The organism is Geobacter argillaceus (assembly GCF_007830735.1).
Lineage (GTDB): Bacteria > Desulfobacterota > Desulfuromonadia > Geobacterales > DSM-12255 > Geomobilibacter > Geomobilibacter argillaceus.
Genome location: NZ_VLLN01000018.1, coordinates 81,578 through 94,964, shown reverse-complemented (window position 1 = coordinate 94,964; position 13,387 = coordinate 81,578). Strand labels below are relative to the sequence as shown.

11 protein-coding genes and 1 pseudogene are annotated in these 13,387 nt (G+C 59.6%); 8 read left to right on the top strand and 4 right to left on the bottom strand.

Annotated elements, in window-relative coordinates; translation table 11 throughout:
- The coding region (locus tag JN12_RS14290; RefSeq protein WP_145023889.1) for a sodium-translocating pyrophosphatase at positions 1 to 1,817 on the top strand (1,817 nt) is incomplete at its 5' end.
- A 148-nt stretch (positions 1,818 to 1,965) separates the two neighbouring features.
- Positions 1,966 to 2,319 (top strand): hypothetical protein, encoded by a 354-nt coding sequence (locus JN12_RS14285; RefSeq protein WP_145023887.1) that lies wholly within the window; start codon positions 1,966 to 1,968, stop codon positions 2,317 to 2,319.
- Positions 2,320 to 2,438: 119 nt separating this feature from the next.
- On the opposite strand, the gene selA is transcribed toward JN12_RS14285, so the two are convergent.
- Positions 2,439 to 3,833, bottom strand: coding sequence for an L-seryl-tRNA(Sec) selenium transferase (gene selA / locus JN12_RS14280; protein ID WP_281287738.1), 1,395 nt, complete (start codon positions 3,831 to 3,833; stop codon positions 2,439 to 2,441).
- Positions 3,834 to 3,846: 13 nt separating this feature from the next.
- Positions 3,847 to 4,554, bottom strand: coding sequence for a GntR family transcriptional regulator (locus tag JN12_RS14275; protein ID WP_145023885.1), 708 nt, complete (start codon positions 4,552 to 4,554; stop codon positions 3,847 to 3,849).
- Positions 4,555 to 4,734: 180 nt separating this feature from the next.
- Between JN12_RS14275 and JN12_RS14270 the strand changes: the two genes are divergently transcribed.
- From JN12_RS14270 to JN12_RS14260, 4 genes and pseudogenes are all read left to right on the top strand, one after another.
- Positions 4,735 to 5,790: a potassium channel family protein gene (locus JN12_RS14270; protein WP_145023883.1), complete on the top strand. Its 1,056-nt coding sequence runs from the start codon at positions 4,735 to 4,737 to the stop codon at positions 5,788 to 5,790.
- Positions 5,783 to 6,550 (top strand): sugar phosphate isomerase/epimerase family protein, encoded by a 768-nt coding sequence (locus tag JN12_RS14265; RefSeq protein ID WP_145023881.1) that lies wholly within the window; start codon positions 5,783 to 5,785, stop codon positions 6,548 to 6,550. Before JN12_RS14270 ends, JN12_RS14265 begins: the two co-directional genes overlap by 8 nt.
- Before the next feature lie 68 nt (positions 6,551 to 6,618).
- Positions 6,619 to 7,134: pseudogene (locus JN12_RS21225) on the top strand (CxxxxCH/CxxCH domain c-type cytochrome); the annotation flags it as partial.
- Between the two features lie 159 nt (positions 7,135 to 7,293).
- Entirely contained in the window at positions 7,294 to 8,673 is a 1,380-nt protein-coding gene (locus JN12_RS14260) for a CxxxxCH/CxxCH domain c-type cytochrome (RefSeq protein ID WP_407925386.1), read from the top strand.
- A 77-nt stretch (positions 8,674 to 8,750) separates the two neighbouring features.
- Here the strand turns inward: JN12_RS14260 and cls are convergent, their stop codons facing one another.
- Together cls and JN12_RS14250 are read right to left on the bottom strand one after the other, a co-directional pair.
- Positions 8,751 to 10,181 (bottom strand): cardiolipin synthase, encoded by a 1,431-nt coding sequence (cls, locus tag JN12_RS14255; RefSeq protein ID WP_145023877.1) that lies wholly within the window; start codon positions 10,179 to 10,181, stop codon positions 8,751 to 8,753.
- An 88-nt stretch (positions 10,182 to 10,269) separates the two neighbouring features.
- The gene (locus JN12_RS14250) at positions 10,270 to 10,692 is read right to left on the bottom strand and encodes a hypothetical protein (RefSeq protein WP_246125868.1); all 423 of its coding nucleotides are present in this window, start codon (positions 10,690 to 10,692) and stop codon (positions 10,270 to 10,272) included.
- Positions 10,693 to 11,013: 321 nt separating this feature from the next.
- Here JN12_RS14250 and htpX point away from each other — a divergent pair, with 321 nt between their 5' ends.
- Together htpX and rsmB are read left to right on the top strand one after the other, a co-directional pair.
- Entirely contained in the window at positions 11,014 to 11,868 is an 855-nt protein-coding gene (htpX, locus tag JN12_RS14245; protein ID WP_145023872.1) for a zinc metalloprotease HtpX, read from the top strand.
- Positions 11,869 to 11,998: 130 nt separating this feature from the next.
- Entirely contained in the window at positions 11,999 to 13,345 is a 1,347-nt protein-coding gene (gene rsmB, locus JN12_RS14240; RefSeq protein WP_145023870.1) for a 16S rRNA (cytosine(967)-C(5))-methyltransferase RsmB, read from the top strand.
- Positions 13,346 to 13,387 lie beyond the last annotated feature (42 nt).

The following is a 13,387-nucleotide window of genomic DNA, read 5'->3' as shown; positions in this document are numbered from 1 at the left end:
GCGCCAAGACCGCTGTCGGCTTTGCCGTCGGCGCCCTGTTCTCCGGCCTCACCGGCTTCATCGGCATGTTCGTCTCGGTCCGGGCCAACATCCGCACCACCGAGGCAGCGAAATCCGGCATCCACAAGGCCCTTAACGTCGCCTTCAAGGGTGGCGCCATCACCGGCATGCTGGTCGTTGGTCTCGGCCTCCTTGGCGTGGCCGGCTACTACATGATCCTGCAGAAACTGATGCCGGGCGCCCCGGTAAAAGACGTGGTCAGCCAACTGGTCGGTCTCGGCTTCGGTGGCTCGCTCATCTCCATCTTCGCCCGTCTCGGCGGCGGCATCTTCACCAAAGGGGCCGACGTCGGCGCCGACCTGGTGGGCAAGGTCGAGGCCGGCATCCCCGAAGACGACCCGCGCAACCCGGCCGTCATCGCCGACAACGTCGGTGACAACGTCGGCGACTGCGCCGGCATGGCCGCCGACCTGTTCGAGACCTACGCCGTCACCCTCATCGCCTCCATGCTGCTCGGCGCCATGGCGTTCAACAACTTTACCGGCGCGGTCAGCTACCCGCTGATCCTGGGGGGGATCTCCATCATCACCTCCATCATCGGCACCTTCTTCGTCAAACTGGGTCCCAGCCAGAAGATCATGCCGGCCCTGTACAAAGGGCTGATCGCCTCCGCCGTTTTGGCCTGCATCGCCTTCTACTTCGTCACCGTCCGGATGTTCCCGGCCGGCAACCCCACCGGTCTGGCGGCCAACAACATCTTCGTCGCCGCCCTGGTCGGCCTCGTCGTCACCGGCGCCATCTTCTGGATCACCGAATACTACACCGCCACCGAATACGCTCCGGTCAGGCATATCGCCCAGGCGTCCACCACCGGCCACGCCACCAACATCATCGCCGGCCTCGGCGTTTCCATGAAGTCCACGGCCCTGCCGGTCATCGTCATCGCCGCCGGCATCATCGTCGCCTACAAAAGCGCCGGGGTCTACGGCATCGCCGTCGCCGCCGTCTCCATGCTCTCCCTTACCGGCATTGTCGTTGCCATGGACGCCTACGGCCCGATCACCGACAACGCCGGCGGCATCGCGGAAATGGCCGAACTGGACGACTCGGTCCGGGCCGTCACCGACCCGCTGGACGCGGTCGGCAACACCACCAAGGCCGTCACCAAAGGATACGCCATCGGCTCCGCCGGCCTGGCTGCGGTCATCCTCTTCACCTCCTACGTGGACGAACTGAAACTGGCCGGCCAGCAGATCGAATTCTCCCTGTCCGACCCGTACATCATCGTCGGCCTCTTCCTCGGCGGCATGCTGCCGTACTACTTTGCCGCTCTCTGCATGGAAGCGGTCGGCAAAGCCGGCGGTTCCGTTGTTGAAGAAGTCCGCCGCCAGTTCCGTGAGATCAAGGGAATCATGGAAGGGACCGGTAAACCGGACTACGCAGCGTGCGTCGACATCGTCACCAAGACCGCCCTGAAGGAAATGGTCATCCCCGGCATCATCCCGATCGCGGCCCCGATCATCATCGGCTTCACCCTGGGACCCAAGGCCCTGGGCGGGGTGATCGTCGGCACCATCGTCACCGGCATCTTTGTCGCCATCTCCATGACCACCGGCGGCGGGGCCTGGGACAATGCCAAGAAATACATCGAGGACGGTCACCATGGCGGCAAGGGAGGCGACGCCCACAAAGCGGCCGTCACCGGCGACACCGTTGGCGACCCGTACAAGGACACCGCCGGGCCGGCAGTCAACCCGATGATCAAGATCATCAACATCGTCTCGCTGCTGATCGTGCCGCTTCTGGGCAAGTTCTAGAGACAGTTCCTACCGACTAAAACGGCAGTGCCTATTGGCGCTGCCGTTTTTTTGTCTGCAGAATGCCGCCAGTGCAAATTCCCCTGCTGTAGAGCGGAAGACCTATGGTATGCTTAGCACCCACTAAGCTAGGGGGTACCAAGCCATAATGAACGCACGTCTGATCCTGCTTGCCCTCGTTGTTGTCGTTACCGGCTGCGCCTCTCAAGTCCCGATCGCCCGGAATTTTCCCATCTCATCCCAGAAGAAGGTCAGGTCGGCCCATCATTGGGACGTGCTTGCCGACGACATTACCGGCCAGACCCTGGCAACCATGAAAAAGGTCCCGGAACTGGACGGCAAGCCACTCTTTATTTCCACCAGCGAAGAGGGTTCCACCTTTGGCTTTGCCCTGCGCAACTTCCTCATCACCCGGATGGTCAACCGGGGGATGCCGGTTTCTGGGCTATACCGGCAAGATGTTCCGGTTAACAGCAATTTTTATGCCCCTGTCGACACCTGACGACAAGCGAAGTGCGCTAATGCATTGGAATTGTAATGTAATGGGGAATACTCGGTGAAAGGGGCGGTGAAGAAAGCCGGGGTGCTGCATGCAGTAAGCTGTTGACGATTCCGATTCGGTCAATCTTTTGACAGGGCTTGCAGCCCCTCCATCAGATTCGGCAGGTCATCGTCCAGCAAGGTCCGGAGATCCAGGAGAAAGGAATCCCTGTGAATGCGGCCGATGACCGGGACCGGGCAGTCGCGCAGCCGTTCTTCGGTCTCCTGAGCGGAAAGGCCTTCGACCGCGACACTGATGAGGGCGGTGGGAAGCTGGAGCAGCGGCAGCGAACCGCCGCCGGCCTGTGACGTTCCTTTGACGACGGTGAGGCTGATGGTCTTCGGCAAGCGGCGCCGCAATCGGCCGGCCAGTGACCTTGCCCGTGCCGCGAGCGTCTTTTCCGTTAGTGTGAGCATCCTGAGCGTCGGAATTTCGGCAAAGGCCTGCCGTTCGTCGCGGTAAAGCCGCAGGGTTCCTTCAAGGGCGGCCAGGGTGAGCTTGTCGACCCTGAGCGCCCTCAGGAGTGGGTGGCTTTTCATTGGGTCGACAAACGACCTTTTCCCCACGATGATGCCGGTTTGCGGCCCACCCAGCAGCTTGTCGCCACTGAAGGTGACTACATCCATTCCTGCCCGGACATACTCCTGCACCGTCGTCTCGTCGCAGCCGATGAGCGGTCGCAGATCCACCAGGTTGCCGCTGCCGGCATCGACCATGGTCGGCACCCCCAGTTCTCGGCCAAGCGAGGCCAGTTCCGTTGCTGTTACTTCGGAGGTGAAGCCGACGACGGCGAAGTTGCTGCAGTGGACCTTCAGGAGCAGTCCGGTCTGCTCGGTCACAGCCAGCCGGTAATCTTTCAGGTGGGTCCGGTTGGTGGTCCCTACCTCTTTCAGCTGCACCCCGCTCTGAGCCATGACATCCGGAATACGGAATGCCCCGCCGATCTCCACCAGTTCCCCACGGGAGACGACCGCCTCGCGGCCGGCTGCCATCGAGGAGAGAGCCAGCAGGACGGCAGCGGCGTTGTTGTTCACCACCAGCGCCGCTTCGGCACCGGTCAGCTCGCACAGAAGCTCCTCCACATGGCTGTAACGGGTCCCCCGCGAGCCGGTGGCGAGATCCATCTCCAGGTTGGAGTAACCGAAGGCGATTTCGTTCAGTTGGCTTTTGACACTCGGTGGAAGCGGCGAGCGGCCGAGATTGGTGTGGAGGACGATGCCGGTGCCGTTGACGACACGGCGGAGGTGTGAAGCGGTCTGCAGGGAGAGTTCCCGTTCGATCCGTTTCGACAGAGCGGTGTCGATCAACGCCTCCCGGCTGAGGGTGCCGTTCTGTGCCTCGGTCCTGAGGGCCGCGAGCACCGTGCGAATTGCCTGGAGAACGACCGGCCGCGGATGTACTGACAAGAGAGCTGTGACGGACGGGAACAGGAGGAGTCGGTCAACCTTGGGGATGGCGCGGAACAGTTGGGACACGTGGCCTCCCGGTCTAGAGGTCCATCTGCAGGGAGGCCAGTTGCTCTGCAACGTTGACAACGGGTCTTTCCTCGTTGCCGTGCATCAGAACCTTGCCGCCGTATTCGGCATTCTTGCGGACCAGCTGCTCGGCCTGTTCGGCATCGCGGTCGCGGAACGCTTCGATGATCTTGTCATGCTCCTGCACCGAGACGGCCATGCGCCCCGGCAGGCTTAGCGAAGTGAGTCGGAGTCGCTGGAATTTGCCCAGCAGGCTCGATATGAGATCGTGGAGTTTTTCGTTGTCCGCTGCCTTGATGAACAGCTCGTGAAATTCGTTGTGGATCTTGAAGAAGTGCTTTATGTCGTCCTCGTTGGCCAGTTGCCGGAGTTTGTCGTTGATGGCCTTGAGTTTGTCGATTTCCTTGTCGCTCAGGTTTTCACATGCCTTACGGGCCGCATACCCTTCCAGAATGCTCTTGATGGCGTAAAACTCTTCGATTTCCTTTGGCGAGAACGAAACTACCACTGCCCCCTTGCGCGGGATCACCACCAGGAACCCTTCGGATTCCAACTGACGGAATGCCTCCCGGATCGGGGTGCGGCTGATGCCGAAACGTTCCGCCAGTTCGGGCTCGGCTACTTTCTCCCCCGGCTTGAGGGTTCCTTTGATGATAGCCTCCCTGATAGTCTCCAGGATTTTTTCTCTCAGGGTGAGGTGCTTTTCAGTAACTCTTCTCATGAATAAACCTCAATAGTTCGACATTGCTCTATTGTATACAGTATACATAAAATGTCAAGAACTTCCCCATTGTATTTCATGAGAATGGGAGTTAGATACAAATGGTTCCCCCGGTAACCGCTCAAAAAGGCTTGCCTTGCTCTTTTGCGGAGAGTACTCTATGGCCGCCCGAGGGAGTCCATGGATCCTGTACGACATCTGAAAGTTTCCATTATGGTGTTGGCCCTGCTGATGACGGTCGGCACCACCGGTTATATGGTCATAGAGGGGTGGAGGCCCCTGGACTCCCTCTATATGACGGTCATCACCCTCGGCACCGTTGGTTTTCGGGAGATCACCCCGCTCAGCGATATCGGCAAGATTTTCACGATGTTCCTCATCATCATCGGTGTCAGCGTCATCGGCTACATTGTGGGGAGTCTGGCCCAGATCATGTTCGAGGGGCAGTTCCAACGCATCATCGGGAGGAAAAAGGTGGAAAAGAAGATCCTCGCCCTGAACGATCACTATATCATCTGCGGCTTCGGGCGCATCGGCGCCCTGATCTGCAAGGAGTTTGCCGCCAAGCCGCTGCCGTTCGTGGTGATAGAGAAGCACCCTGAGGTACATGAGAGGCTGCACCAGGAGGAGTATCTGCATATCCGCGGTGATGCGACCGAGGATGATACGCTGCTCCGGGCCGGCATCAAGCGGGCCAAGGGGCTGATCTCGGTGGTCACTTCCGATACGGAAAACGTCTACATCACGTTGACGGCCCGCGGCCTGAATCCCGACCTGTTTATCCTGGCCCGCTCGGGTGAGGAGGGGTCGGATATCAAGCTGAAACGTGCCGGTGCCAACAAGGTGGTTTCTCCCTATCTGATTGGCGGCAGTCGTATGGCCCAAGCGATACTGCGGCCCAATGTGGTCGATTTTATCGAGATAGCCACGGGGCGTGAACATTTGGAACTGCAGATGGAGGAGATCATTATCCCCGAAGAATCTGCCTTTGTCGGGGAGAATCTGGTTGGGGCCGGATTCAGAAAAGAGATCGGGGTCATTATTGTCGGGATCAAGAAAACGAACGGCAGAATGGTCTTCAACCCCGATTCCCATACGAAGATCGAGGCCCTCGACACCTTGATCGTGCTGGGGGACCCGTCATCCATAACCAAACTGGAAGAGGTCGTCAGCTGCGGGGCGAGCGCTGCCGCGGTCATCAATAAACAGAAAAAGGATCAACCACGCCATGCCTAGCATGCTTTGCGCCCATGTCCCGTTTTCCCGTCTGGGGGAGAGCCTGGATTTCCTGGTGGAGCGGCGACTGAATCCGGAAATATTCCTTTCGGCTCAGATGCTCGAGGCGCTCGTTCCCGAACAGGTGCAGGCCGTGGCAGGGGCGTTGAGGGCCAACGGGCTCACGGCAACCATCCATGCGCCGTTTATCGACTTAAACCCCGGCTCGGACGAGCAGTTGCTGCGTGAGGCGACCCGTTTGCGGTTCCGGCAGGTGGCCGAAGTCGCTTGTATCATCAAGCCGCGCGTCATGGTCTTTCATCCGGGGTATGACCGGTGGCGTTACGGGGAGCGCCAGGAGAGCTGGCTGCGTCACAGTATCCCGCTATGGCGTGAGATTTTGGACCTGACCGTTGACAGTGGCTGCACCGTTGCGGTGGAGAATATTTTCGAGGAGGAGCCGTCGACGCTGGTGGCGCTCATCGAGGCGATCGACTCTCCCCGGTTCCGGCATTGTTTCGATACCGGCCACTGGAACCTGTTCCACAAGGTGTCGATGGAGGAGTGGTTTTCCCTGCTGGGACCGTATATCGTCGAAACCCATATCCATGACAACGCGGGGACAAGGGACGATCATGCACCCATTGGCGACGGGACGATAGATTTTGGCACATTCTTTACTCTTCTGGCGCAGTATGCTCCGGACGCGGTCTGGACAATTGAGGCACATAGCAGGGAAAATCTGGAACGGGCCTTGCAATGTTTAATGCCATTTATTTGATATCAATAACTAATGATTTCCATTAAATTAGTCGGGAAGCGGCTTCGCGGCCCAGGAGGTAGTTCGCCATGCGTACCACCCGTACCGTGCAAAAGCAGTGTTTTGCCTTAGTTCTCCCCGTCATTTTGCTGTTTGGGGCAGGAACCGCCAGCGCCACTATCGCTTGCTACGAATGTCACGGCAGTAAAGTTCCCCCCGATTACCGGCCAGTCGATGCTCCCTACCGAAATATCACCACCGGCGGTTTTCAGGGGAATCACCGTACCCATCTTTCTCCTGCGGACACCTTCAACGGTTGTGTCCGCTGCCATCCCGGCAGCGACAAATACACCAGCAGCCACCGTGACGGCAAGATCAAGCTGGCTGCCAACATCAATAATTCCCGGCTCCCGGCCCGCTATCGTAACAGCACGTCGGCATTCATGCAGACAGCGACCCCCCTTCTGGGAACCTGCACCAATGTCAACTGCCACTTTGAGCAGGTGACCCCGATCTGGGGAGCCGCTCCGCTCGTTTATCCCGGTGGTTGCGCGGTCTGCCACGGCGCTCCACCGTCGGGAGGACTGACCGGTGCTGCGGGAAGCCACGCCAAGCATGACCTGTACTATCCCGGCGCGGCCAACTGCCAGGCCTGTCACGGTCCCAGCCATACCAGCTTCGAGCATGCCACCAGTGTCGGACGTCCCCTGATCGTCAAGCCGCGTCACAGTTCGGATGCCCAGGCCGGGACGTATAGCGGGCCGGTGAATGACTACCTGCCGAGCCAGGTTAATCTCTTCGGGACCTGCAGCACGTTCTACTGCCACAGTGATGGCACCAGGGTCGCCACCGGCCAGTTGAACTCGTTCACCTCTCCCGCCTGGGGCACCGTCGCCGCCTGCGATGCCTGTCATGGCTATCCGCCCAGTTACATCAGTGGCGCGCCCAAGGCCAACAGCCACGGCTATCCCCATTCCCAAAGCTGCGACACCTGCCACAACGGCACTACTGCCGATGGCTTAACCATCAGCGATCAGACCAAGCATGCGAACGGTGTCTACGACGTCGTCCCCGGTGCCGGTCTCGTCTTCAGCTATACATTCAAGACGACCGGCGGCTCCTGCACCAACGTTGTCTGCCATGCCACCCGTACCGGCTCCCGTGACTGGGGCGCCAACCCTGACAAGGACTGCAACGGTTGCCACGAGTCGCCTCCGAATACACCGTCCCACCTGAAACACTTCAGCGGAACCGCCAGCCAGGCCGTCTACGGCAGCACCAGCACTGCAACGGCCACCGCCACCGGCTATCTGTTCAACTGCGGCAACTGCCACCCCATGGACCGGACAAAACACCGGAACGGCATAGTGGAAGTGGAACTGTACAACGCCGGTGCTCCGGCAGGCTCCATCAAGGCCAGACCGGACAACGCAAGCGCCACCTACGTGCGTACCGGGACCGCGCAGTATGACAGCCGTGGCTACCCATACTACAACGGCACCTGCAGCAATGTTTACTGCCACAGTTACAACAGCTGGACTACGCCCGGCGGGGTGCCCCCCTATACCAGTTACTCATCCTACAGGCCGGCTAACCTCGTTGAGACGCGGATGTACAAGACAGCAACCTGGGGTGGACCCAGCCTTGGCTGTACCGGTTGCCACGAGAATCCGCCCAGAAGCTACGCCTCTGCCGGTAACGACGGCGGCGCAGGCAACAGCCATTCCTGGATCGATGCCGGTGGCGGAGAGAACCTCCACACCTATAATATGGGATACAGGCCGGGACTGAGCTGCACGACCTGTCACAACGACACGGTCAAAGCGTTGAACGCGATCTCGTACAACAAGACGATCTTTAACAATAAAACCACGGTCTTCACCCAGTACAGCGCCGTGCCGATCGCCAATTTCGGCAGGCACGTCAACGGCAAGGTCGACGTTGCCTTTGACAAGGACCGGAGGATCACCTATTCGTCTTCCTTCTATGGACAGGTAACCTTTAAGCCTCTGAGCTCATCCTATACTGCGGCAACCAAGACCTGTTCCAACATCGCCTGTCACTTCAGAGAAAAGGTTGTTGTCTGGGGTACGCCTTACCGCTGGTATAACAATACCGAATGCAACCGTTGCCATCGTCAGTAACGAGAGCAGTCTGAACATGAAAGGGCCGGCATAACAGCCGACCCTTTCATGTTGTTGGGACGATGTTTTTCAGCTCTTCATAGATACGGCGAAAATAGTTTGGCCAGACTGTCCCGAACCCTCTCGGGAAGAGGCCGGCCATCCATTTCCGCCAGACTTACCTCCCGGGACGCCGCTAAGGCCTCGGTACAATACTTCTCCAGCTCCTCCACGACTCCCCGGTCAAAGACTTCCAGGTTCAGCTCGAAGTTGAGGCGCAGGCTCCGCGGATCCAGATTGGCCGAACCGACCAGTCCGTAGACACCATCCACCAGGAAAAGTTTGGTGTGGACAAACGGTGGCGGCTGATACCAGACCCGGATGCCATGCTGGAGAAACTCCCACAGATAGGAGCGGCTCGCCCAATGTACCGGGGGAAGGTTGTTTTTCCCCGGCAAAATCAACGTTACTTCCACTCCGCGCAGCGCTGCCGTGATAATGGCCGTGACCAGGGAACGGTCGGGGATAAAGTATGGAGTCATGATCACGATGCGCTGCCGAGCGCATGAAAGTGCTCCCATGATGATCCAGTGGAGCTTGCGGAACTCCTTGTCCGGACCGTCGCCGATGGCCCGGACCAAGGCATCGCCGCTTTGGGGCAGTGCCGGAAAGTATTGTTGCGCTGTTATGTTGTCACCGGTAACAAAGAACCAGTCCTCCAGGAAAACCCTCTGGAGATCGGCAACTACTGGCCCTTCCACCCGAAAGTGGACATCCCTGACCGGTGATACCCGATGTGACCTGTCAGCCAGGTGACGGTCGCTGATGTTCATGCCGCCGGAAAACCCGATCTTTCCATCAACAACCAGGACCTTCCGGTGGTTTCTCAGGTTCACATAGCCGCCTTGGCGGAGTGGCAGAAAACGTTCCAGTTGGACCAAGGAACCTTTCAGCAGTTTCCGGGCGCGCGGCCGGGAATACTTTTCGCCGAGGCCGTCGATGAGCACTCGAACGGTGACGCCCCGCCCGGCAGCATTTGCCATGGCTCCACAGAAGCGGCGCCCGGTTTCGTCGCCGTCAAAGATGTAGGTACAGAGATGAATGGAGTCCTGCGCCTGTTCGATGGCTTCCAGCATGGCGGGGTAGGCCTGTTCGCCGTTTATCAGAGGGGTAAGGCCGCTGCCGGGGCAGAGGCGCGAGCTCACCACCTGGTCGGCCAGCGTGCAGAGTTCGGCCAGCCACGGATAGCGGTGGGGAAATGCTTCTCTGGGATTGTCGGTGCGATGGGGCAGTGCGTTGGCTTCGGCGAGAAAACGGCCGCTCTCCTGCCATTGCTGGGCAGTGCGCCGTATCCAGTTGACCCCCATACACCAGTACAGAAATGGCCCGATAAGCGGGATAGTCATACAGGTGACAATCCAGCCGAGAGCGGAGCGCGGGTCTCGCTTAGAGAGAAGGGCATGGCCTGCCGAAAAGATTGACAGTCCGGTAACTGCAACCAGAAACAGACCTGTCAGGATATGGTCCACAACCCCCTCCCCGGGCTGGCATGTGACAGAAAAAAGGGGGCACTTTCTGCCCCCTCATCAGGAAATAGTACGCAGTCCAGCATCCTCGTCACAGGAGACTATACGGGTTGGCCCGCTTTGTCCACTCGCTCGCAGGATAATTGCCGGCTAGCTGCTCGTACGCCTCTTTCAGGTATTGTGCGTTCTTGCTGCTCTTGTACCCGCAGACCCCCTTCAGGAAGACGGCCTCAGGTGCGGCGCTGCTCGCTGGATACCCTGCCAGGAGCATGTTCAGGTTGATGAGGGCGTCGTTGTACTGCTGGGCGGCAAAGTCCACCTTGGCTATCCCCAGTATCAGGGACGGCACGAGCTCTTCCGGCGGAAGAAACCCAACTGTCCGATAATGTTCCTTGCCGTACATGTCGAGAGTAACCAGGGTTGGGGTCCAGTGAACCTGGAATTCCGTGGACAATGGCTGGGCATCTGCGGGAACACGCAGTGGAACGACCTTGTCGATAATGAAGTTGCTCACCTTCACGTCTGGATACGAAACCGCATCCATCTGTTTGCAGCCGATTCAGCCGGGGTTGAAGAAGTCGAGAAGGACGGTTCTTTGTTGGCTCTGTGCCCGGCTGAGGGCCTGTTGAAAATCGGTTTCCCATGAAATAGTTGCCACGGTGCACCTCCTTTATGTCAATCTTTTGCCCAAATCCTAACTCAGCTTCATCCAAAGTCAAGCCGGTCTGACCGCAGGCCGGTAACGGGAGGCTGGCTTCTCCTTGCGGATTTGACGGGCAATGCCTATAATTCAGATGAAAGTCTACACCACATACGAGTATGTCAGAGGTCGAATATGAATATGCTGCGCACAACAGTTCTCCTGGCGCTTCTCACCGGGCTCCTGGTCATGGCCGGGGCAGCCATCGGCGGCAGGTCCGGCATGACCTTCGCCCTGGTCATGGCGGGCGTGATGAATTTCGTCTCCTACTGGTTCTCCGACAAGATCGTTCTTGCCATGTACGGAGCCCACGAGGTAAGCGAGGCAGAACAGCCCGGCTTCTACTCAATGGTGCGCCAGCTCGCCGTCCAGGCGGGAATGCCGATGCCCCGGGTCTATATCATCGACTCCGATACCCCCAACGCCTTTGCCACTGGCCGCAACCCCGACCACGCGGCAGTGGCCGCCACCACCGGCATCATGCGAATCCTTTCGCGGGAAGAGTTGCTGGGGGTCATGGCCCATGAACTCACCCATGTCCGGAACCGGGATATCCTCATCTCATCCATTGCCGCGACCATAGCCGGCGCCATTACCTACCTGGCACACATGGCCCAGTGGGCCGCCATCTTCGGCGGTGGCCGGGACCGGGACGAAGAGGGGGGCGGTGCTATCGGCATGCTGGCGATGGCGATCATCGCTCCTCTAGCCGCCATGCTGATCCAGATGGCCATTTCCCGTTCGCGGGAATACGGTGCCGACAAGGGTGGGGCGGAGATCTCCGGCAACCCGCTCTATCTGGCCGGTGCGCTTCGGAAGCTGGAGATGGCCAATCAGCAGATTCCGATGGATGCCAATCCGGCCACTGCCCATATGTTCATCGTCAATCCCCTGACCGGCAACGGCATCATGTCGCTCTTCTCGACCCATCCCCCTATCGAGGAGAGGGTCAGGAGACTCGAAGAGATGGCCTACGGGCCGCGGAGTTGAGCCTCGTCCCGGTTGCAGGGCAAGGACGCGGGCGGGAAAAGGCGCCTGCGTTTTTTTGTGGACAAGGTAGCGTTCCTCCGGTGTAATGCGCCGGTAATACCTACCGCACACCTCTGACGAAAGAACTTACGTGACCAACAATCCGCGCCGTGCCGCCTTCCATACCCTGGCCCGCATCTACAAGGAGCGCTCCTACGCGGACCGGCTCATCGACCGGGAGCTCTCCAGCGGCCAGATCTCGGGGCCTGACCGGGGACTCTACACCGAACTGGTCTACGGCGTTCTCCGCCGGCAGGGTACCCTGGACCATGTCATTGGCCAGTTCTCCAAAACCGTGCCCGGCAAGCTGGAGCGAGCCGTCCTGATCCTGCTCCGTCTCGGTATCTACCAAATCCTGTTTCTCGATCGTGTGCCGGTCTCCGCGGCGGTGAACGAGACCGTGAAGCTGGCCCACGACCTGTCTCCCCGTGCCGCTGGGTTCATCAATGCCGTCCTGCGGACCACGGACCGGCAGCGGGAGCAGATCGGCTATCCCGATCCCGGGCGTGACCCTGTGGCGTACCTGGCGGCCCGCTATTCCCAGCCGGCCTGGCTCGTGCAAATGTGGATCGAGCAGCTGGGGCATAACGAAGCGACGGCTCTCGCCATGGTCATGTCCGAGCCTGCACCGGTCACCATCCGTACCAACACCCTCCGGATCTCCCGCAATGCGCTTAAGGAACGGCTCGCAACGGAAGGGATCGAGACCTTACCGGCGGCATACGCCCCTGACGCGCTCCAGGTCGTCGGTCACGTTGCCTGTGCCGCAACGGAGAGCTTCCGGGACGGTTTTTTCACCATCCAGGATGAGGCTTCCCAGTTGGCGGCACTCTTCCTCTCCCCGCGGCCGGATGAGGATATTCTCGACCTCTGTGCCGCACCTGGTGGCAAGACGACATACTGTGCCCAACTGATGGAGAATCGGGGATGCATTGTTGCCGGGGACCTGCACCCCCGCAAGCTTCGCCTGATCGAGGAAACGGCCGAGCGACTGGGGATAACCAGCATTGAGACCGTCTCCCTGGATGGAACCCGACCTGCTCAGGCCCTTGGCGACCGTACCTTTGACCGTGTCCTCGTGGACGCCCCCTGTTCGGGACTGGGAGTCATCCGCCGGAACCCGGAAGGCAAGTGGTGGAAAAGCGCGTCCGATCCCGCCCGGTTGGCCGAAGGACAGCGGGCGATCCTCGGTGCTGCCGCAGGAATGGTGCGGGGAAATGGCATACTGCTCTATGCGACCTGCTCCACGGCAACCGCCGAAAACGAGGACGTGGTCGAGGATTTCCTTTCTCGTCATCCGGATTTTGTGGTAGAAAATCTGGGCACACTCTTCCCGGAGCAGGCGGATCTCGTTACCTCTGCCGGCTTCTTTCGTGCCTGGCCGCACCGGCACGGGATGGACGGCTTCTTTGCCGCACGTCTCCGGCGACAGCGGTGATGATTATTGTTCCGATCTGCTGAAGGTAAAACGCTCTGCTTT

Excerpts from the sequence above, each read along its gene's own strand:
- JN12_RS14270 (WP_145023883.1), top strand. The coding sequence starts at position 4,735 with ATGGATCCTGTACGACATCTGAAAGTTTCCATTATGGTGTTGGCCCTG.
- JN12_RS14275 (WP_145023885.1), bottom strand. The coding sequence starts at position 4,554 with ATGAGAAGAGTTACTGAAAAGCACCTCACCCTGAGAGAAAAAATCCTG.
- JN12_RS14285 (WP_145023887.1), top strand. The coding sequence starts at position 1,966 with ATGAACGCACGTCTGATCCTGCTTGCCCTCGTTGTTGTCGTTACCGGC.
- JN12_RS14265 (WP_145023881.1), top strand. The coding sequence starts at position 5,783 with ATGCCTAGCATGCTTTGCGCCCATGTCCCGTTTTCCCGTCTGGGGGAG.
- htpX (WP_145023872.1), top strand. The coding sequence starts at position 11,014 with ATGAATATGCTGCGCACAACAGTTCTCCTGGCGCTTCTCACCGGGCTC.